Genomic DNA, 20,810 nt, shown 5'->3' with positions numbered 1-20,810 from the left:
AGCAGTACCCCCTGCTGGCTATAGTCCCACTCAGAGTTTTTCAAGGATGTTCCGCTTCGGGCCATGAGGGCTCGGCTGCCGAGCGGCATTGGAATCGTTGTATTCCGGCTGTTACACGCATCAACAGAAAGAACTCACTGCCATAACAATAATGCACATGGAGTAGCGTCGATGACCTCAGTAAACCAGTTCTGGCGCCGGGCAAGACTGCCCCTGGCCGTCAGTCTCGCTTCTACGCTCGCCGGGCCCGCATTCGGCGTCAGTTTCAATATCGGTGAAATCGAAGGGAGTTTTGACTCGTCGCTTTCCGTGGGGGCGAGCTGGTCGACAGCCAAGCCCAACAAGGATCTGATTGGCGTCAACAACGGTGGTCGTGGCTTATCCCAAACTTCCGACGACGGTCACCTCAACTTTAAGCGCGGTGAAACGTTCTCGAAGATCTTCAAGGGTATTCATGACCTGGAACTGAAGTACGGCGATACCGGTGTGTTTGTGCGTGGCAAGTACTGGTATGACTTTGAGCTCAAGGACGAAAGCCGTCCGTTCAAGGACATCAGCGACAACAACCGTAAAGAGGGCGCCAAGTCCTCTGGCGGGCAGATTCTCGATGCGTTCATCTACCACAACTACAACATTGCCGATTTGCCGGGGTCGGTACGTTTTGGCAAGCAGGTGGTGAGCTGGGGTGAAAGTACCTTCATTGGCGGCGGCATCAACTCGATCAACCCGATCGACGTGTCCGCGTTCCGTCGTCCGGGGGCTGAGATCAAGGAAGGCTTGATTCCGGTCAATATGTTCTATGTGTCGCAGACACTGACCGATAACCTGTCGGCGGAAGCGTTCTATCAGTTGGAATGGGACCAGACCGTTACCGATAACTGCGGCACTTTCTTCTCTCAGCCTGATGTTATTTCCGACGGCTGCAGTGACAATTTGCGCGTGTTGAACAGTCGTCGCTTCCTGCCTGCCGCAGTACTGCCAGGGCTTGCCGCCAATGGCGTCGACGTCAATAACGAAGGCGTATTGGTGCGTCGTGGTCCAGATCGTGATGCGCGCGACAGTGGTCAGTTCGGTGTCGCGTTCCATTACAACTTCGAGCCGCTGGATACAGAGTTCGGCGCTTACTTCATGAACTACCACAGTCGTGCGCCGATCTTCAGTGCCCAGGGCGCACCGCAATCGAAATACACCGGTGCAACGCCTGGTGTGCCAGCCCAGCTGCGTCCGTTGGTGGTTGCGGGTAACTCCAATTATTTCGTTGAATACCCGGAAGATATTCGTCTGTATGGCTTGAGTTTCTCCACTACCCTGCCTACGGGGACTGCATGGAGCGGCGAGTTGAGCTATCGCCCAAATGCACCGGTACAACTGAGCACCACAGACATTCTTTTCGCCGGCGTAACGCCACTTCCGCCCTTCAACAATGCGTCTGTGTTGAAAGGGACGCCGGGTCAGGACCTGCATGGTTATAACCGCAAGGAAGTCACCCAGTTCCAAACCACCTTCACGCACTTCTTCGATCAAGTCATGGGCGCCAGCCGCTTGACCACTGTCGGTGAAATCGGCGTGACCCATGTCGGTGGGCTGGAAAGCAAATCCGAGGCACGTTATGGCCGTGACCCAGTCTTTGGTCCGGGTTCGCTACCAGGGGGGTTCTGCAACGCGCTCAACAACTCCACAGCACAAGGCGGTGGTTTGCCTAATGCCGCCAGCCTGAATACCAACTGCAACAACGACGGTTACACCACCGCCACCTCCTGGGGCTACCGCGCTCGCGCCATCTGGGAATACCCGGACGTGTTCGCCGGCGTCAACCTCAAGCCAAACGTGGCGTGGTCCCATGACGTCAAAGGTTATTCGCCAGGCCCTGGCGGTAACTTCGAAGAAGGTCGCAAGGCAGTCAGCCTGGGCCTGGATGCCGAGTATCAGAACACCTACACCGCCAGCCTGGCCTACACCAACTTCTTTGGTGGCAAGTTCAGCACGGTGGATGACCGCGACTTCGTCGCTTTGAGCTTCGGCGCCAACTTCTAAGCACACGCATTTCAGGAAGACCAGAACATGAAAATAACCAAAAGTCTGTTGCACGTGGGTGTGCTTGGGCTGTCGATCCTGGCGAGCAACGTCATGGCGGCGGTGTCGGCGGATGAAGCTGCCAAGCTGGGCACGACCCTGACGCCGATGGGCGCCGAAATGGCCGGTAACGCGGCGGGCACCATTCCTAAGTGGTCGCCGCTGCCGACCAACGCGGGTGCCGTCGACGCCCGTGGGTTCCTGGCCAACCCTTACGCCAATGAACAACCGCAATTCACCATCACCGCAGCGAACGTGGAGCAATACAAGGACAAGCTGGCGCCGGGGCAGTACGCGATGTTCAAGCGCTATCCGGAAACCTTCAAGATGCCGGTCTATCCGACCCATCGCGGTGCCACAGTGCCGGCTGATGTGTTTGCCTCCATCAAGAAGAACGCCACCACGACCAACCTGGTGTCTGGCGGTAACGGCCTGGAAAACTTCGAAACCGCCGTACCGTTCCCGATTCCGAAAAGCGGCGTAGAGGTGATCTGGAACCACATCACCCGTTATCGCGGTGGCAGCGTGACCCGTCTGGTGACCCAGGCCACGCCGCAAACCAACGGTTCCTACAGCCTGGTGTACTTCCGTGACCAGTTTGTATTCCGCGACAAGATGAAGGACTACGACCCGAAAAACCCAGGCAACGTGCTGTTTTACTTCAAGCAGCAAGTGACCGCGCCGGCACGTCTGGCCGGTGGTGTGCTGCTGGTGCACGAAACCCTGGACCAGGTGAAGGAACCGCGTTCGGCCTGGGTCTACAACGCCGGCCAGCGCCGTGTGCGCCGGGCGCCGCAAGTGTCCTATGACGGGCCAGGTACCGCAGCCGACGGCCTGCGTACCTCCGACAACCTCGACATGTATAACGGCGCACCGGATCGCTACGACTGGAAGCTGGAGGGCAAGAAAGAAATCTACATCGCCTCCAACAGCTACAAGATCGACGATCCGAAGCTCAAATACGCCGACATCATCAAGGCCGGCCACATCAACCAGGACCTGGCCCGCTACGAGCTACGCCGCGTCTGGCACGTGGTCGCGACCTTGAAGGAAGGCCAGCGTCACATCTACGCCAAGCGTGACTTCTTCATTGACGAAGACACCTGGCAAGCGGCCGTGATCGACCACTACGACGGCCGTGGCCAACTGTGGCGCGTGGCGGAAGCCCATGCCGAGAACTACTACGACAAGCAAGTGCCGTGGTACGCCCTGGAAACCCTCTACGACCTGCAGTCCGGCCGCTACCTGGCGCTGGGCATGAAGAACGAAGAGAAGCAGGCGTATGACTTTGGCTTCACCGCCACCACCAGCGACTTCACCCCGGCGGCCCTGCGCCAGGATGGTGTTCGCTAACCTGCGTTAGCTTGCAAATGTGGGAGGGGGCTTGCCCCCGATGGCGGTGGGACAGTCAAAAAGCGCATTGACTGATCCGCCGCCATCGGGGGCAAGCCCCCTCCCACATTTTTTGTCGCAGTTCTTTTTCAGGCAAATGTTGCAAAGATCTACAAACCCGCCGCTTTTACCGCTAGTCTGCGGACATCTGCAATGCCGACAACAGCCTTCTACAAGAGCCCGGCGATGACTGATCTGTCCCGAATCCAAGGGCCTGCCAGCACGGTCATTCCGACCCTGGAAGGTCGCTTCTACAGGCCACCTCTGCCTGACGGCTACGTGCTGCGCCCTCGCCTGTGCGAACGCCTGAGCGCTGGTCTGGAAGGGCGCTTGCTGCTGGTCAGCGCACCGGCTGGGTTTGGCAAGAGTTCGTTGGCGGTGGAGTTTTGCCAGAGCCTGCCGGCCCATTGGCAAAGCCTGTGGCTGGGCCTGAGCCCACGGGACAACGACCCCGGGCGTTTCCTCGAACGCCTGCTCGACGGCTTGCAGCAATTCTTTCCGCAACTCGGCGCCCAATCCCTGGGCCTGCTGAAAATGCGTCAGCGTCACCAACCCTTTGCCTTTGAAGAGTGGCTGGATGGCCTGCTCGACGAACTGGCTGTCCACCTGTCCACCCGTGCGCCGCTGTTGCTGGTGCTGGATGATTACCATCTGGCCCAAGGGCCGGTGCTCGACCGCTGCCTGCAGTTTTTCCTCAATCATTTGCCTGACGGCTTGGTGGTGTTGGTTACCAGCCGCCAGCGTCCGGACTGGCATCTGGCGCGGCTACGGTTGTCGCGTCATCTGCTGGAGCTGCATGAACAGGACTTGCGCCTGACTCACGACGAATCACTGGCAGTGCTGGATCGCCACAGCAATTCCCTACAAGGTGAAGCCCTCGATAACCTGATCCGCCGCAGCGAAGGCTGGGTCGCCGGCCTGCGTTTCTGGCTGTTGGCCGCCTCTGAAGCCGGTAGCGACGGCGCCTTGCCGCAGAGCCTGCACGGCGGCGAAGGGCTCATCCGCGATTACCTGCTGGAAGAAGTCATCGACTGCCTGCCGGCCGACGTGCAGGCGTTTTTGTACGACACCGCCCCTCAGGATCGATTTTGCAGCGAACTCTGCGACGCGGTGCGTGAAGCCCACGACAGTGCCGAAATCCTGCGTTACCTGCAGGCGCACCAAGTGTTTCTGGTGCCACTGGACGACCAAGGGCATTGGTACCGTTATCACCATCTTTTTTCTGATTTGCTGCGCACACGGCGCGCCAGCAGTCACGTTCTGCCGGCGGCCAGCCTGCACCTGCGTGCGTGTCGCTGGTTCAATGCCCAAGGCTTGATCGATGAAGCGGTGGAGCAGGCGCTGCGCGCCGGCCATCTGGACGTGGCGGCCAACCTGGTACAGAACCTGTCTGAAGAACAACTGCTGGCTGAGCAGAATGTCGGCATGCTACTGCGCTGGAAAATGGACTTGCCCGACAGCCTGCTGATCAGCACGCCGCGCTTGATCGTGCTCTACAGCTGGGCCTTGGGCCTGGCCTGCCAGTTGGATGCAGCGGAAGAACTGTCCAGCTACCTCAGCCGCTTCCTGCCGGCGCCGTCGGCTACCGCGCAGAAATCGATGTTGGCCCAGTGGCTGGCCCTGAGCGGGATCATCGCCCGCGGCCGGGGCGATCGCGAGCTGACCCAGCGCTATTGCAGCGAGGCCCTGGAGAGCTTGCCACAACGGCGTTACGGCCAGCGGTTGATGTGCTTGTCGACCCTGTCCAACCTGGCCATTGTCGATGCCGACCTCTGGCGTGCACGTGGCTTGAACCGTGAATCCCTGGAGCTGGCGCAGCGCGTCGGCAACCCATTGTTCGAAGCCCTGGCCCACTACGACCGCGCGCGAGTGTTGCAAGCGCGCGGTGAGATCCTGCGTTCCCTGGATGAAGTCCGCCAGGGCTTGCAACGCCTGCACGGCTTGGCGCCGCAGCGCTTGTATGCAGTGCGTGCGCGGTTGTCGCTCTACGAAGGTTTTCTGCTGCTGGTGCGGCTCCAGCCCGACGCCGGCCTCGCCCGTTTGCGTGCCGGCCTCGCCGAAGCCCGAGCTTGTCGCGATATCAGCGTGTTGATCGGCCATTGTGTGATCGCCAATTTCGAAGGGCGTCGTGGTGACTTCCCCAAAGCCTTTGCCGAACTCGCCGAGGCTGAGCGCCTGATGCATATCTGGGATGTGCCGCCGATCTACTACCTGGCGATGATCACCCTGATCAAGTGCGAGCTGTGGCTGGCCCAGGGCCGCACCGACTTGGCCGACGCCTGGCTGACGCGCCTGGGGCAAACTTACCATGGCGAACACGCCGCTGCCGCGCCGGAGTTTCACCCGCACCTGCCGCAGCATATCGGGCTGCAACAGGCTGCGTTGGACGCCACTCGCCACCAACCTGCGGCGGCGTTGCAGCGTCTCGAAGAGCTGGCGCTGCAGGCGCATAACAGCGGGCGTCAGATGATCGCGTTAATGGCCCTGACCCAACGGGTGCAACTGTTGCTGGAGGAGGGGCAGGAGACAAAGGCGCGTTCAGTGTTTACCCAGGCCCTTGAGGCCGGCATAGGCGGGGCTTTGCAACCCTTCCAGCGATTGCTGGAAACCCACCCGGACTGGATGCGTGAGCAGCTGGCCAAAGATCCTCACGGCCTGCTGAGCCAGAGTCTGCTGGCGCTGTTACCGGCGGTAGTCGTGGTGGAAGCGGCTTCTACCCATGAGACCTTGAGCGCGCGGGAGCTGGCGGTGCTGCAATTGATCGCTCAAGGTTGCTCCAATCAGGAAATCAGCAATCGACTGTTTATCTCCCTGCACACGGTCAAGACTCACGCGAGCCACATCAACAGCAAGCTGGGTGTAGAGCGTCGTACGCAAGCAGTGGCGAGGGCCCAAGAGCTGAGGTTGATCGGCTAGGGATACTCCAGTCTGTTTTAATAGTGCACTTATTCCGGCGATGTTCGCCCGGAAACGTTATTTCATTTGCACGACAGGACCCAGAATGGAAACCGCCAAGCCGACCCTCATCCGCGAAACCTTCCCCGTCGGCCCCATGCAGTGCAACTGCACCATCATCGGCGACCCCGTCAGCAAAAAGGCCATCGTGGTCGACCCAGGCGGCAACCATGAGCTGATCCTGGCGCGGCTCGATGCCCTGGGACTGAAAGTGGTGAGCATCATCCACACCCATGCCCATCTGGATCACTTCCTGGCGTCCGGCCAGTTGAAGGAGAAGACCGGTGCCACCTTGCACCTGCACAAAGAAGATCAATTCCTTTGGGACAATCTGGAAATGCAATGCCAGATGTTTCGCGTGCCCTATACCCCTGTACCTTCGCCGGATCGTTGGCTGGAACATGATGAAGAGTTGGCCTGTGGCTGTGGCGTGGCGTTGCACACACCCGGCCATACGCCTGGGTCGATGAGCTTCTGGTTTGCCGACGCCAAGCTGCTGATTGCCGGCGACACACTGTTCCGTCGCGGTATCGGGCGCACCGATTTGTGGGGCGGCGACCAGGCGACCATCGTGCGCTCGATCAAGCAGCGCCTGTATACCTTGGACGAGGGCGCGACGGTAGTGACCGGCCACGGGCCGGATACCCGGCTGGGCGATGAAATGCGTGAGAACCCATTTGTGCGGGCGTGAAGGGTTCATTGCCGGGCAGAGCGCGTTCTATAACAAGCAAACCTTGTAGCAAAAACTCAGGTCGTGTTCAGTGAGCGTCTGCTACGGTTTCTGTAGTCACGGAATTTTTGCCGTTTGTCGCGTTCCAAACTCGGCACAGGTCCATTGCCAATGTCCTTTGCACCATAGAATGCAAAAGTAGGAGCTCCCCCCATGTTCACTTCGCGTCGTCTGCTTGTTGTCGCTACCTGCGTAGCTTTGTTGTCCGGCTGCGCATCCCCTAACCCTTATGACGGCAGTAGCCAGGGACAGGCGAGTAATGAATCCGGCGGTATGAGCAAGACTGCCAAGTACGGTGGCCTGGGTGCCCTGGCCGGCGCATTGGCCGGTGCGGCCATCGATCACAACAATCGTGGCAAGGGCGCGCTGATCGGCGCCGTCGTTGCGGGTGCCGGTGCCGCGGGTTACGGCTACTATGCCGACCAGCAGGAAAAGAAACTGCGTGAAAGCATGGCCAACACCGGTGTTGAAGTTCAGCGCCAGGGTGACCAGATCAAGCTGATCATGCCAGGCAACATCACCTTCGCGACCAACTCGGACGCGATTTCCAGCAGCTTCTACCAGCCGCTGAACAACCTGGCCAACTCGCTCAAGCAGTTCAATCAGAACACTATCCAGATCGTCGGTTATACCGACAGCACCGGTAGCCGCCAGTTGAACATGGACCTGTCCCAGCGCCGTGCTCAGAGCGTAGCCAACTACCTGACTTCCCAAGGCGTCAACGGCGCCAACCTGAGCGCCCGCGGTGCCGGCCCGGATAACCCGATTGCCAGCAACGCCGACGTCAACGGCCGTGCCCAGAACCGTCGTGTGGAAGTGAACCTCGGCCCGATTCCTGGCCAACAGTACGGACAGCCAGGTGCCCAGCAACAGGCGCCACAACAGAACAACCAGTTCCAGGGCAATCCGTACTCGCAGTACCAGTAAACATTCGTGAATAAAAAAGGGCGCCTGAGTAAGGCGCCCTTTTTTGTGGCTGTCGGTTACATCAATCGATGTACTCGAAGACCTTGACGATTTTCTGCACACCGGAAACACCCTGCACCAGGTTGGCTGCGCGAGTGGCTTCGGCCTGGGTGAGCAGGCCCATCAGGTAGACGATGCCGTTGTCGGTGACGACCTTGATGCGCGAGCCAGGGATCGCGTTATCGGTGAGCATCTGCGCTTTGATCTTGGTGGTCAGCAGCGCGTCGTTGCTGATGGCCAGCAGGGTGATCGGGTTCATCACTTGCAGCTCGTTGTGTACCTTCTTCACGCGCTGTACGGCGGCGGCGGCTTGCTCGGCCTGGGCCTTGAGGTCGGCGCGTGGCGTCTGGCCAGCGAGCAGCACGACGCCGTTAAAGCTGGTCACGACGATGCGCGAAGCACCATTGCCCAGGTCCGGTGCGGCCTTGGCAACGTTGACTTCAACCTTGGTTTCGATCAGCGAGTCATCGATCTTGCTGCCGAAAGTGCGGGTGCCCTTGTCATCCTGAATAGGGGTGTCGCGTGTTGCAGTGATGGCCGTGCTGCAGCCGCTGATAGCGAGGCACAGGGTGATGGCTAAAAGGCTGAGGCGGTTAACGGTCATTCTTCACTCCCAAACAGTTGGCTGTCGATCAGATCGCACAGGCAGTGGATCGTCAGCAGGTGGACTTCCTGGATACGTGCGGTGACTGTGGCCGGGACGCGAATCTCCACGTCTTCAGGCAGCAGCAGTGAGGCCATGCCGCCGCCATCGCGTCCGGTCAATGCTACGACAATCATTTCGCGATCATGTGCGGCCTGGATCGCTTGAATAATATTCGCCGAGTTGCCGCTGGTGGAAATCGCCAGCAACACGTCGCCCGGTTGGCCCAGGGCGCGGATCTGCTTGGAGAAGATTTCGTTGTAGCTGTAGTCGTTAGCGATCGAGGTGATCGTCGACGAGTCGGTGGTCAAGGCAATAGCCGGCAGGCTCGGACGCTCACGCTCGAAGCGGTTGAGCAGCTCGGACGAGAAATGCTGGGCATCGCCGGCCGAACCGCCGTTGCCGCACGAAAGCATTTTGCCCTCATTGAGCAAGGCGTTGACCATGACCTGACTGGCTTGCTCGATGTGCGGTGCAAGTACGTCCATCGCCTGTTGCTTGGTGTCGATACTGGCCTGGAAAAGCTGGCGAATTCTGGATTGCATGTCCATCTGTGTGACCTTAAGTAGCGCGGCTGTTTGGCACAGGAATGTGCAGCCCGCAAAGCAAAGAGCAAAAGTGTGTGGTGAAGATGTCCGGCGAATCAGCTGTCGAAGGCATCTTTGAGCCAGTTCAGATCAGCTTGACCAGACGGTGTGCTTTCTATGGCAACCACATCGAAACGGCAGGGGGCGTCGGCCCAGCGATGCTCTTTCTGCAGGAAAAACTGCGCGGCCAGTATCAGCTTTTGACGCTTGCGCCCGTCGATACTGGCGAGTGCGCCACCCCATTGTGCGTGTTTTCTGTAGCGGACTTCGACGAATACTACTGTATCGCCGTCAAGCATGACCAGATCAAGCTCGCCACGTTTACATAACCAGTTCTGCGCCAGCAGGCGCAGACCCTGTTGTTGCAAGTGCTTCAGAGCTTGTAGTTCGGCATCCTTGCCACTTTGTGCGCTGGACCGCTCGGGCATCAGCGCGGGGTGTCCGGCAGACGCTGGATCTCACCGCCGACGAACTTGGCCCATGGCATCTGGCGATCAACGCGCTGGGTGGTGCTGATGCCCAGGCTGCCCGACAAGCCGTCAACTCGGGTGTCCGGCAATGCCTTGAGTTGCCCCAGGCGTGGCGCCAGGCGGTAGGCATCGACGCCCATGGCGTACAGGCGACCCAGGCTGCCATTGGCTTGCGGCCATTGAGCGGCAACCTGATTGCGCAGCGGGTCGGTGGTGTTGAGCAGCCAAGGGGTTTCGCAGAACATCACATTGGTCATGTCCAGGTACTGGTTCTTGTCGCCGCTGGCGCTGAACACGTGGGACGTGGCGTACACCGGCACATCGCCGGCGTATTGGAAGTTCAGGGTCGGCTTGATCTGCTGGGCCAGTTGCGGGGTCACGGCTAGGAAGATGAACTCGATGTCCTGGCGACGCGATGGTTGCGCCGCGACGTCGGTGCCAACGGTGCTTTGCAGGCTCTTGGCGCGACCTTCGCTTTTACGCAGTTGGAACAGATCGGCAATTTGCTGGGCGAGGGCGACCGGCTGGTCGACGTACTCAACCCCCATGACCTGGCCGCCATTGGCTTCCCAGTCCTGGCGGAAGGCTTTGTAGACACGCTCGCCCCACTCGCCACGGGGCACCATTGCTGCAGCGCGGTGCAGGCCGTCGGCACGCGCACGACGCGATACTTCGCGAGCTTCGTCTTCTGCGGCCAGGCCGAACTGGAACAGTTGCGCCGGGCTGCGATCGCTCTCGCTGTAATTCAGTGCCAGGGTGGTGATCGGCAGTTGTGGGCGCGCGCTGAGCTGTTTGACCAGCGGTTTCTCCAGCGGGCCGACTACCAGTTGTACGCCTGCAGCCTGGGCCTTGGCGTAAAAGTCGTCGAGGGAGGTGAGGCGCGAGCTGTCATAGAACTCGATCACTGGTGGCTTCTGCCCGGCTTGTTCAGCCTGGTAGTGCGCAGCCATGAAGCCTTCACGCAGTGCCTTGCCGACGGAGGCCAGCGGGCCATCCTGTGGCAGCAGCAGGGCGATCTTGGTCAGGGGCTGGCTGGCCAGTTCCTTGAGCTTGGTCAGTGGCGTTGGCAGTTGCACGGCAGCCGGGTGGCCCGGGTTCTGCGCACGCCAGGTGTCGATGGCAGCCTGTTGCTGCTCCAGCGTACCGGCGCCCTTGACTGCCTGGGCCAGGGTAATCCAGCCGTCGAGCGTCGGGTTGCCGCTGGCCTGCAACTGTTCCGCCGGCAGGGCGGCAATCAATACCCAGATAGCTTCGTGGTTGCTTTTGGCGGCATCGCCCGTGAGCAGTGGGGCCATGGCGACACGTTCACGGGCGGCGGCCAGGGTCTGGCCATCGGCTTCATAAGCACGGGCGTGTACGCTGGCGGTGCGGATCTGCTGCTCGGGCGGCAGGTCCTTCAGGCTTTGCAGACTTGGGTGGTTCAGGGCGGTCAACGCGGCCTTGGGCTGGTTGCGCGCCATGGCAAGTTCAGCGGCCAGGGTGCTGGCAAAAACTTGCGCGGCTGGCTTGAGGACATCCAGGGACACCTGCGCAAGAATCTGCGACGAGCGGCCAGGGTTGTTCTGCTTGTAGGCCATGTCTGCCGCACTCAGGCGCAGTAATGCGGCCTTTTCTGGCGTCTTGGCGGTGGTGGCCTGTTCGAGCAGTTGCTCGATACTGGCGTCCGGGGTCCGTGGAAGGTCGCCAAGGCTGGACGAGGGCGAGCTGGCGCAGGCGGCCAGCAAGGCAGCGAGGCAGAGGGCGGAGAGCAGCCGCAGGCAAGCGATCATGTAAGTGTTCCTGATACCGATCAAATTAGCGTGGAATTGTACCCAAGCACTGGCCCAGGCGCGATGTTACTGGCGTGAAACCGTCGATTTAGGTCGTGCAAATGTTGCAACGGGCGTCAAACGGCTGAAAAGGCATCGGCCGTGATGGCATATTTTCAAGGCGCCTACGCGCTACAATGTCGCTTTTGCCAACCATCGAGGTGTGCGTTTTGACTGCTCCAGGTCCTTTGAATTCCACTGCAGGCTCGCTTTTTGTCGTGGCGACGCCCATTGGCAACCTGGACGACATCAGTGCCCGGGCACTGAAAGTGTTGCGCGAGGTTAAATTGATCGCGGCTGAAGACACTCGTCACTCCCAGCGCTTGATGCAGCATTTTGGTATCAGCACGCCATTAGCGGCGTGCCATGAGCACAACGAGCGCGAAGAGGGCAGTCGCTTTATCGTACGCCTGCTGGCCGGCGACGATGTGGCGCTGATCTCTGACGCAGGCACGCCGCTGATCTCCGACCCCGGCTACCATCTGGTGCGCCAAGCGCGGGCCGCTGGTATCAATGTAGTGCCTGTTCCGGGCGCGTGCGCGCTGATCGCTGCGTTATCGGCGGCGGGCCTGCCGTCGGACCGTTTCATCTTTGAAGGTTTTCTGCCAGCCAAAGCTGTAGGGCGTCGTGCGCGCCTTCAAGCACTGAAGGAAGAACCGCGCACGTTGATCTTTTATGAAGCCCCCCACCGAATCCTTGAATGCCTGCAGGATATGGAGCTGGTGTTTGGCGGCGAACGCCTGGCGCTGCTGGCGCGTGAGCTGACCAAGACCTTTGAAACCCTCAAGGGCCTGCCTTTGGAAGCGCTGCGTGCGTTCGTCGAGGGCGACAGTAATCAGCAGCGCGGCGAGTGTGTGGTGCTGGTGGCGGGCTGGACGGCGCCAGAGGACGAGGACGCCGTGGGCAGCGAGGCGATGCGTATTCTGGATCTACTGCTCAAGGAGATGCCACTCAAGCGTGCAGCAGCCCTGGCGGCGGAGATTACCGGCGTGCGCAAGAACCTCTTGTATCAAACGGCACTGGATAAGCAGAAGGCCGAATAATTCCGGTGTCAAACCTGTATTCCGTCTGAACGTGATGGCAATTCTGAACTTTTATTACTTGTCCTAAGTCCGCCGTGCCGTTAACCTTCGCGGCGGAGAGTCGATTGGACAGTCGCTGCCCTCTATGAAAATTAGGGGGGGAGGAAAGTCCGGGCTCCATAGGGCGAAGTGCCAGGTAATGCCTGGGAGGCGTGAGCCTACGGAAAGTGCCACAGAAAATAACCGCCTAAGCACTTCGGTGCCGGTAAGGGTGAAAAGGTGCGGTAAGAGCGCACCGCACGTCTGGCAACAGTTCGTGGCTAGGTAAACCCCACTTGGAGCAAGACCAAATAGGGTCCCAAGGCGTGGCCCGCGCTGGGACCGGGTAGGTTGCTAAAGATGTCCAGTGATGGCCATCGTAGACGAATGACTGTTCAAGACAGAACCCGGCTTACAGATCGACTCTCCACCTTTTTCCTTTTGTCCGAATCTCGGGCAGAAAACCGGTAGTAACGCAAGAATCCCTCCCTGCCGAATGATTGGCAGATGCATCTTCGTAATACCAAAAAAATCTTACTCTTAATAAATTACTTTAACTTCGAGCTATAGCTCTTTGAGCTATCTGTGCTTGTTGGGCCAAAAACATCGTCGAACTCGGTTTTCTCCTCCGTTTACGCTCCTAAATCTCCGTTCTGTAAGGCTTTTCCTTGAATCCGCGCCTTGACGGTGTGGTGGGCGCATTCCTATAGTGTGCGCAAGTGGCGGAAAGTGGCACAAAGTGGGTTTTTTGAACGTAAAACGCTAAAATTTGGAGAAACGCATCTGTGTTTCGCGGAGCTAACGCTATCAGTCTCGATGCAAAAGGCCGTCTCGCCATGCCGAGCCGGTATCGTGACGAGCTCATTTCGCGAAGTTCCGGACAGTTGATCATCACTATCGATGCCGTTGACCCTTGTTTATGTGTTTACCCCCTCGATGAGTGGGAGTTGATTGAAACCAAATTGCGCGCCCTGCCTTCATTGCGTGAAGAAAACCGCCGCTTGCAGCGTTTGCTGATTGGTAATGCCGTCGACCTCGAGTTGGATGGCAGCGGTCGTTTCCTGGTGCCTCCGCGTCTGCGCGAGTACGCCAAGCTGGATAAGCGCGCAATGCTGGTCGGCCAACTGAACAAGTTCCAATTGTGGGACGAAGATGCCTGGGATGCTGTTTCTGCAGCTGACCTGGCTGCTATTCAACAACCGGGCGCCATGCCTGATGAACTGCGTGATTTGATCCTGTGACTATTGATAGCGGCTTTAACCACATCACCGTACTGCTTGACGAAGCCGTTGAGGCTCTCGCCGTACGCGCGGATGGCTGCTATCTGGATGGCACATTCGGCAGAGGCGGGCATAGCCGGTTGATACTCAGCCAGCTCGGGCCTGACGGCAAACTCCTCGGGTTCGACAAAGACCCTCAAGCGATTGCCACCGGGCAAGCGCTAGCGGCCGAAGACGGCCGCTTTGTCGTTGTGCAGCGCAGCTTTGCCGAGCTGGGCGCCGAAGTGGCGGAGCGCGGCATGGCGGGCAAGGTGGCCGGGGTTTTGCTCGACCTGGGTGTGTCCTCGCCACAGCTCGACGACCCCGAACGCGGCTTCAGCTTCATGAACGATGGCCCGCTCGACATGCGCATGGACCCGACCCGTGGCGTCAGCGCCGCGCAGTTCATCGCGACCGCGCCAGTGGAAGAAATCGCCCGTGTGTTCAAGGAATACGGTGAAGAACGTTTCGCTGGCCGCATGGCCCGTGCCGTGGTTGAGCGCCGTGAAATCCAGCCGTTCGAACGCACAGCCGACCTGGCCGAAGTACTGAAAGTCGCCAACCCTGCCTGGGAAAAGGGCAAGAACCCGGCAACCCGAGCCTTCCAGGGCCTGCGTATTCACGTCAACAACGAATTGGGCGACCTGGAGGCCGGCCTCGAGGCTGCGCTCGAGGCGTTGGAAGTGGGCGGTCGCCTGGTGGTGATCAGCTTCCACTCCCTGGAAGACCGTATCGTCAAACTGTTCATGCGTCGCCTGGTCAAGGGTGAGTCCGACAACCTGCCGCGCAACCTGCCGGTACGTTTCGAGGCCTTTGTGCCGAAAATCAAAATCCATGGCAAAGCGCAGTTCGCTTCCGAAGCCGAACTCAAGGCCAACCCACGCTCCCGCAGCGCCGTTATGCGCGTCGCGGAGAAGTTGCGGTGAGCAAGCTTTTCGCCAAGCCCCTCCCGGGCGGCAGCTTCTTCATGTTGCTGCTGTTTGTCGGCGTGCTGGTTTCCGCGATTGCGGTGTCCTACAGCGCCCACTACAACCGTCAGTTGCTGAATACCCTGTATGGGGAGTTGAGTGTGCGTGACAAGGCGCAAGCGGAGTGGGGCCGGTTGATCCTCGAACAAAGCACCTGGACGGCCCATAGCCGTATCGAAGTGCTGGCCACCGAACAGCTGAAAATGCACATTCCTGGCGCGGCTGAAGTCCGCATGGTGGCGCCATGATGAAACTCGAGGGCGCACTCTACCCATGGCGCTTCCGCCTGATGCTCGGCTTGCTGGCATTGATGGTGGGTGCGATTGCCTGGCGGATCATTGACCTGCAAGTGGTCGACCGGGACTTCCTGATCGGCCAGGGCGACGCCCGTAGCCTGCGACACATCCCGATTCCTGCACACCGCGGCCTGATCACCGACCGTAACGGCGAGCCTCTGGCCGTCAGTACGCCGGTGACCACCCTGTGGGCCAACGCCAAGGAACTGCAGGTGGCCAAGGACCGTTGGCCGGCGCTCGCTGCTGCCTTGGGCCAGGACCCGAAAGCCTTGGCCGAGCGCCTCGAAGCCCAGGCCAATAAAGAATTCATCTACCTTGTTCGTGGCTTGACGCCTGAACAAGGTCAGCAGGTGCTCGACCTTAAAGTCCCCGGTGTCTACGGCATCGAGGAGTTCCGTCGTTTTTACCCGGCCGGTGAAACCACCGCGCACATGGTGGGCTTTACCGACATCGATGACCACGGCCGTGAAGGCGTGGAACTCGCCTACGATGAATGGCTTGCCGGTGTTCCTGGCAAACGCCAAGTCATCAAGGATCGGCGCGGCAGACTGATCAAGGACGTCCAAGTCACCAAGAACGCCAAGGCCGGTAAGCCCTTGGCGTTGTCCATTGACCTGCGCCTGCAATACCTGGCCAACCGCGAGCTGCGTAACGCGATCATCGAGAATGGCGCCAAGGCCGGCAGCCTGGTGATCATGGACGTGAAGACCGGCGAGATCCTCGCCATGGTCAACCAGCCGACCTACAACCCTAATAACCGTCGCAATCTGCAGCCGGCGATGATGCGCAACCGCGCCATGATCGACGTGTTCGAGCCGGGCTCGACCATGAAAGCGATCTCCATGAGTGCCGCCCTCGAAACCGGGCGCTGGAAACCCAGCGACAAGGTCGAGGTGTACCCAGGTACCTTGCAACTGGGCAAATACACCATTCGTGACGTGTCCCGTACCGAAGGCCCGGTGTTGGATTTGACAGGTATCCTGATCAACTCCAGTAACGTGGGCATGAGTAAGGTCGCTTTCGATATCGGCGGCGAGACCATCTATCACTTGGCGCAGAAAATCGGTTTGGGCCAACCCACCGGCCTCGATTTTCCAGGCGAGCGCGTGGGCAACCTGCCCAACTATCGCGACTGGAAAAAGGCCGAGACCGCCACGCTTTCCTACGGCTACGGCCTGTCCGTGACCGCGATCCAACTGGCTCACGCTTTCTCTGTATTGGCGAATAATGGCCGGATGGTTCCGCTGAGCCTGATCCATGTCGACGAAGCGCCGAAAGCCACCCAGGTGATTCCGGAAAACGTCGCCAAGACCATGCAAGGCATGCTGCAACAAGTGATCGAGGCACCGCGCGGCGTATTCCGTGCCCAGGTGCCGGCGTATCACGTGGCGGGCAAGTCGGGTACCGCTCGTAAAACGTCGGTGGGCACAAAAGGCTACGCCGAAAACTCTTACCGTTCGCTGTTCGCCGGCTTCGGCCCGATGAGCGATCCACGCTACGCCATCGTCGTGGTGATCGATGAGCCGAGCAAAGCCGGTTACTTCGGTGGCCTGGTATCGGCGCCGGTGTTCAGCAAAGTGATGTCCGGCACCCTGCGCCTGATGAACATCACGCCGGACAACCTGCCGCCGACCCAACAAGCGAATGCCGGTCCACCGGCCGCTGCTGTAAAAGCCAATGGAGGGCGCGGCTGATGTCTCTTAGCCTGAACAAGATTTTTGCCCATGCCGGACGCGATCTGTTGATCCGCGAGCTGAGCCTGGACAGTCGTAATGTACGCGCCGGTGACCTGTTCCTGGCCGTGCCGGGTGGTAAGTTCGATGGCCGTGCGCACATCGCGGATGCCTTGCAACGCGGTGCGGCTGCCGTGGCTTATGAAGTGGAAGGCGCCACCGTGCTGCCGATCACTGACGTGCCATTGATTCCGGTCAAAGGCCTGGCTGCGCAGCTGTCTGACATTGCCGGACGCTTTTATGGCGACCCGAGCCGCCAGGTCAACCTGATCGGCGTCACCGGCACCAACGGCAAGACCAGCGTGACCCAATTGATTGCGCAGGCGCTTGACCTGCTGGGCCAGCATTGCGGCATCGTCGGCACCTTGGGCACCGGTTTCTATGGCGCGCTGCAAAGCGGCCTGCACACCACGCCGAATCCGATCGCTGTGCAAGCGACCCTGGCCGACCTGAAAAAGGCCGGCGCCAAGGCGGTTGCCATGGAAGTGTCGTCGCACGGTTTGCACCAGGGCCGCGTTGCTGCGCTGGCGTTTGATGTGGCGGTGATGACCAACCTGTCCCGCGATCACCTCGATTACCACGGCACCATGGAAGCCTACGCTGCCGAGAAGGCCAAGCTGTTTGCCTGGAACGACCTCAAGTGCCGCGTGGTAAACCTGGATGACGCATTCGGCCGCCAGCTGGCTGCCGAAGACCGTGAATCGCGCTTGATCAGCTACAGCCTGGAAGACGCCAGCGCGTACCTGTATTGCCGCGAAGCCCAATTCAATGATGAAGGTGTGCGCGCCACGCTGGTGACGCCTCAGGGCGAGCATCATTTGCGCAGCAGCCTGCTCGGTCGCTTCAACCTGAGTAACACTTTGGCGGCCGTCGGCGCGTTGCTCGGCCTGGAGTACGCCCTCGACGAAATCCTGCGTGTACTGCCGAAGCTGGAAGGCCCGGTCGGTCGCATGCAGCGCCTGGGTGGCGGCAAACAGCCGTTGGTCGTGGTCGATTACGCCCACACGCCCGATGCCCTGGAAAAAGTCCTGGTGGCGCTGCGTCCACACGCCAAGGGCAAGCTGCTGTGCCTGTTCGGTTGCGGTGGCGATCGCGATCGCGGCAAACGTCCGTTGATGGCCGAGATCGTCGAGCGTCTGGCCGATGGCGTGCTTGTCACCGACGACAACCCTCGCAGCGAAGACCCGAGCCAGATTTTCGACGACATCCGTGTCGGCTTCAAAGACGTGTCCAAGGCCACGTTTGTCGCCGGGCGCGGTGTAGCCATCGCCCAATTGATCGCCAGCGCCGGTGCTGACGACGTGGTGGTGCTGGCCGGTAAAGGTCATGAGGACTATCAGGAAATCAACGGCGAGCGGCACGCCTTCTCCGATCTGGTCGAGGCCGATCACGCCTTGAACGCCTGGGAGATCGCCCATGCTTAAAGCGATGAAATTCAGCGAACTGACCCAGGCCCTGTCGGCCCGCGTGCTGTCGAGCGATTGCAGCTTCGACGGCGTCAGTATCGACAGCCGCAACATCAAGCCGGGGCAACTGTTTGTCGCACTGACGGGCCCGCGCTTCGATGGTCACGACTACCTGAATGAAGTCGCCGCCAAAGGTGCCGTCGGCGCCTTGGTGCAGCGCGCAGTGGCGGACTCCACACTGCCGCAACTGTTGGTCGCCGACACCCGTTTGGCCCTCGGCCAGCTGGGTGCGTTGAACCGTGCCGCATTTACCAATCCCGTTGCGGCCATTACCGGCTCCAGCGGCAAGACCACGGTCAAGGAGCTGCTTGCCGGCGTGTTGCGCACGCGCGGCCCGGTGCACGCCACCCGTGGCAACCTGAACAATGATTTCGGTGCCCCGTTGACCCTGCTTGAACTGGCCCCGGAACACACGGCGGCGGTGATCGAGTTGGGCGCGTCGCGCGTCGGCGAAATTGCCTACACCGTGGCGCTGACCAAGCCTCACGTGGTGGTCATCAACAACGCCGGTACCGCCCATGTCGGCGAGTTCGGCGGCCCGGAAAAAATCGTCGAGGCCAAGGGTGAAATCCTCGAAGGCCTCGATGCCTCGGGCATCGCTGTGCTGAATCTCGACGACAAGGCCTTCGAAACCTGGCGTGTACGCGCCGCCGGTCGCAAGGTCCTGACGTTTGCCGTGCTCAACGCCGCGGCGGATTTCCATGCGTCCAACATCACCGTTGATGCGCGTGGCTGCCCGTCCTTTACCTTGCACACCCCGCAAGGCAACGAACATGTGCAACTGAACCTGCTGGGCAACCACAACGTCGCCAATGCATTGGCCGCCGCTGCAGCCGCCTACGCCCTCGGCGTGTCGCTGTTCGGGATCGCCACGGGCCTGGGTGCGGTGCAGCCGGTCAAGGGGCGCACCGTAGCGCAGTTGGCCACCAACGGCATGCGCGTGATCGATGACACCTACAACGCCAACCAGTCCTCTATCTGCGCTGCCATTGACCTGCTCAAAAGCTTCGAAGGCCGCAAGGTGCTGGTGCTGGGCGACATCGCCGAACTGGGCGACTGGGCCGAACAGTCCCATCGCGAGGTCGGCGCTTACGCCGCCGGCAAAGTCGACGCGCTTTATGCCGTCGGCCCGAACATGGCCCACGCCGTCAGCGTATTCGGCCCTGGTGCCCGACATTTTGTGACCCAGGCCGAGCTGATTCAGGCGCTGACCGCGGCTGAACATGACAAACATACAACCATTTTGATCAAGGGATCGCGCAGCGCGGTGATGGAAAACGTCGTCGCGGCCTTGTGTGGCTCAAGTACGGAGAAACATTAATGCTGCTGCTGCTGGCTGAGTATCTGCAACAGTTCCACAAAGGCTTCGCGGTCTTTCAGTACCTGACCCTGCGCGGGATCCTGGGTGTGCTGACTGCGTTGTGTTTGTCGCTGTTCCTGGGGCCGTGGATGATCCGCACCCTGCAGAACCTGCAAATTGGTCAATCGGTTCGTAATGACGGCCCGCAGTCGCACCTGTCCAAATCCGGCACCCCGACCATGGGCGGTGCGTTGATCCTGTCGTCCATCGGCATCAGCACCTTGCTGTGGGCCGACTTGCACAACCGCTACGTGTGGACCGTGTTGCTGGTCACGCTGCTGTTCGGCGCCATCGGCTGGGTAGATGACTACCGCAAGGTGATCGAGAAGAATTCGAAGGGGCTGCCAAGCCGCTGGAAGTATTTCTGGCAATCGGTGTTCGGCCTGGGCGCAGCGGTGTTCCTGTTCATGACCGCGCCAAGCGCGGTGGAAACCACCCTGATCATCCCGATGCTCAAGGACGCCAGCATTCCACTGGGCATTGGCTTCGTGGTGCTGACCTACTTCGTGATCGTCGGCTCCAGCAACGCGGTCAACCTGACTGACGGCCTCGACGGCCTGGCGATCATGCCGACAGTGATGGTGGGCGGCGCGCTCGGCATCTTCTGCTACCTGTCGGGTAACGTGAAATTCGCCGAGTACCTGCTGATCCCTTATGTACCGGGTGCAGGCGAGCTGATCGTGTTCTGTGGCGCGCTGATCGGTGCCGGCCTCGGTTTCCTGTGGTTCAACACCTATCCCGCACAAGTCTTCATGGGCGACGTCGGCGCACTGGCGCTGGGCGCGGCCCTGGGCACCATCGCGGTGATCGTTCGCCAGGAAATCGTACTGTTCATCATGGGCGGTGTGTTCGTGATGGAAACCCTGTCGGTGGTCATCCAGGTGGCTTCCTTCAAATTGACCGGACGCCGCGTGTTCCGCATGGCGCCGATTCACCACCACTTTGAACTCAAGGGCTGGCCTGAGCCACGTGTGATCGTCCGTTTTTGGATCATCACCGTGATCTTGGTGTTGATCGGCCTTGCCACCCTGAAACTGAGGTAG

The 20,810-nt window shown here is 60.2% G+C and carries 17 protein-coding genes and 1 other RNA gene; 14 read left to right on the top strand and 4 right to left on the bottom strand.

Annotated features, from left to right (window positions below; translation table 11 throughout):
- Nucleotides 1-171 precede the first annotated feature (171 nt).
- The 5 genes from AB4O08_RS07910 (at nt 172) to AB4O08_RS07890 (ending at nt 8,077) form a co-directional block, all read left to right on the top strand.
- Nucleotides 172-2,034 carry a DUF1302 domain-containing protein gene (locus AB4O08_RS07910; RefSeq protein WP_010213063.1) on the top strand — a complete coding sequence of 621 codons (1,863 nt, stop codon included), beginning with the start codon at nt 172-174 and terminating at the stop codon, nt 2,032-2,034.
- Nucleotides 2,035-2,061: 27 nt separating this feature from the next.
- Nucleotides 2,062-3,426, top strand: a complete 1,365-nt coding sequence (locus AB4O08_RS07905; RefSeq protein WP_010213061.1) for a DUF1329 domain-containing protein — start codon at nt 2,062-2,064, stop codon at nt 3,424-3,426.
- Between the two features lie 225 nt (nt 3,427-3,651).
- Complete coding sequence (locus tag AB4O08_RS07900; protein WP_042571671.1) at nt 3,652-6,381, top strand: LuxR C-terminal-related transcriptional regulator; 2,730 nt, start codon at nt 3,652-3,654, stop codon at nt 6,379-6,381.
- Between the two features lie 85 nt (nt 6,382-6,466).
- The gene (locus AB4O08_RS07895) at nt 6,467-7,111 is read left to right on the top strand and encodes an MBL fold metallo-hydrolase (protein WP_460114791.1); all 645 of its coding nucleotides are present in this window, start codon (nt 6,467-6,469) and stop codon (nt 7,109-7,111) included.
- 192 nt (nt 7,112-7,303) lie between these two features.
- Entirely contained in the window at nt 7,304-8,077 is a 774-nt protein-coding gene (locus tag AB4O08_RS07890) for an OmpA family protein (RefSeq protein WP_021491873.1), read from the top strand.
- 61 nt (nt 8,078-8,138) lie between these two features.
- Here AB4O08_RS07890 and AB4O08_RS07885 read toward each other — a convergent pair whose 3' ends face one another.
- The 4 genes from AB4O08_RS07885 to AB4O08_RS07870 all read right to left on the bottom strand — a co-directional run bounded on the left by AB4O08_RS07885 (nt 8,139) and on the right by AB4O08_RS07870 (nt 11,585).
- The gene (locus AB4O08_RS07885) at nt 8,139-8,720 is read right to left on the bottom strand and encodes a BON domain-containing protein (protein WP_010213057.1); all 582 of its coding nucleotides are present in this window, start codon (nt 8,718-8,720) and stop codon (nt 8,139-8,141) included.
- A complete protein-coding gene (locus tag AB4O08_RS07880; protein ID WP_021491872.1) occupies nt 8,717-9,310 on the bottom strand; it encodes a phosphoheptose isomerase in 594 nt (197 codons plus the stop codon). The genes AB4O08_RS07885 and AB4O08_RS07880 overlap by 4 nt, the downstream gene beginning before the upstream one ends.
- 92 nt (nt 9,311-9,402) lie before the next feature.
- Nucleotides 9,403-9,774 (bottom strand): YraN family protein, encoded by a 372-nt coding sequence (locus tag AB4O08_RS07875; protein ID WP_010213054.1) that lies wholly within the window; start codon nt 9,772-9,774, stop codon nt 9,403-9,405.
- The gene (locus AB4O08_RS07870) at nt 9,774-11,585 is read right to left on the bottom strand and encodes a penicillin-binding protein activator (RefSeq protein WP_010213053.1); all 1,812 of its coding nucleotides are present in this window, start codon (nt 11,583-11,585) and stop codon (nt 9,774-9,776) included. The genes AB4O08_RS07875 and AB4O08_RS07870 overlap by 1 nt, the downstream gene beginning before the upstream one ends.
- A 176-nt stretch (nt 11,586-11,761) precedes the next feature.
- Here AB4O08_RS07870 and rsmI point away from each other — a divergent pair, with 176 nt between their 5' ends.
- The 9 genes from rsmI (at nt 11,762) to mraY (ending at nt 20,810) form a co-directional block, all read left to right on the top strand.
- Entirely contained in the window at nt 11,762-12,667 is a 906-nt protein-coding gene (gene rsmI / locus AB4O08_RS07865) for a 16S rRNA (cytidine(1402)-2'-O)-methyltransferase (RefSeq protein WP_181195555.1), read from the top strand.
- 96 nt (nt 12,668-12,763) lie between these two features.
- Nucleotides 12,764-13,116, top strand: an RNA gene (gene rnpB, locus AB4O08_RS07860) — RNase P RNA component class A.
- 354 nt (nt 13,117-13,470) lie between these two features.
- Entirely contained in the window at nt 13,471-13,926 is a 456-nt protein-coding gene (mraZ, locus tag AB4O08_RS07855) for a division/cell wall cluster transcriptional repressor MraZ (protein WP_003171868.1), read from the top strand.
- Complete coding sequence (gene rsmH, locus AB4O08_RS07850; RefSeq protein ID WP_010213048.1) at nt 13,923-14,870, top strand: 16S rRNA (cytosine(1402)-N(4))-methyltransferase RsmH; 948 nt, start codon at nt 13,923-13,925, stop codon at nt 14,868-14,870. Before mraZ ends, rsmH begins: the two co-directional genes overlap by 4 nt.
- Complete coding sequence (gene ftsL, locus AB4O08_RS07845) at nt 14,867-15,160, top strand: cell division protein FtsL (protein ID WP_003216203.1); 294 nt, start codon at nt 14,867-14,869, stop codon at nt 15,158-15,160. Before rsmH ends, ftsL begins: the two co-directional genes overlap by 4 nt.
- Nucleotides 15,160-16,902: a peptidoglycan D,D-transpeptidase FtsI family protein gene (locus AB4O08_RS07840; protein WP_165447909.1), complete on the top strand. Its 1,743-nt coding sequence runs from the start codon at nt 15,160-15,162 to the stop codon at nt 16,900-16,902. The genes ftsL and AB4O08_RS07840 overlap by 1 nt, the downstream gene beginning before the upstream one ends.
- Nucleotides 16,902-18,365: a UDP-N-acetylmuramoyl-L-alanyl-D-glutamate--2,6-diaminopimelate ligase gene (locus AB4O08_RS07835; RefSeq protein WP_010213043.1), complete on the top strand. Its 1,464-nt coding sequence runs from the start codon at nt 16,902-16,904 to the stop codon at nt 18,363-18,365. Before AB4O08_RS07840 ends, AB4O08_RS07835 begins: the two co-directional genes overlap by 1 nt.
- Entirely contained in the window at nt 18,358-19,728 is a 1,371-nt protein-coding gene (locus tag AB4O08_RS07830) for a UDP-N-acetylmuramoyl-tripeptide--D-alanyl-D-alanine ligase (protein ID WP_038452722.1), read from the top strand. The genes AB4O08_RS07835 and AB4O08_RS07830 overlap by 8 nt, the downstream gene beginning before the upstream one ends.
- Nucleotides 19,728-20,810 carry a phospho-N-acetylmuramoyl-pentapeptide-transferase gene (gene mraY, locus AB4O08_RS07825; RefSeq protein ID WP_010213039.1) on the top strand — a complete coding sequence of 361 codons (1,083 nt, stop codon included), beginning with the start codon at nt 19,728-19,730 and terminating at the stop codon, nt 20,808-20,810. Before AB4O08_RS07830 ends, mraY begins: the two co-directional genes overlap by 1 nt.

This window comes from Pseudomonas sp. H3_E07 (assembly GCF_054668895.1).
The sequence above is the reverse complement of the archived record's forward strand: the minus strand, read 5'-3'. Positions and strand labels throughout refer to the sequence as shown.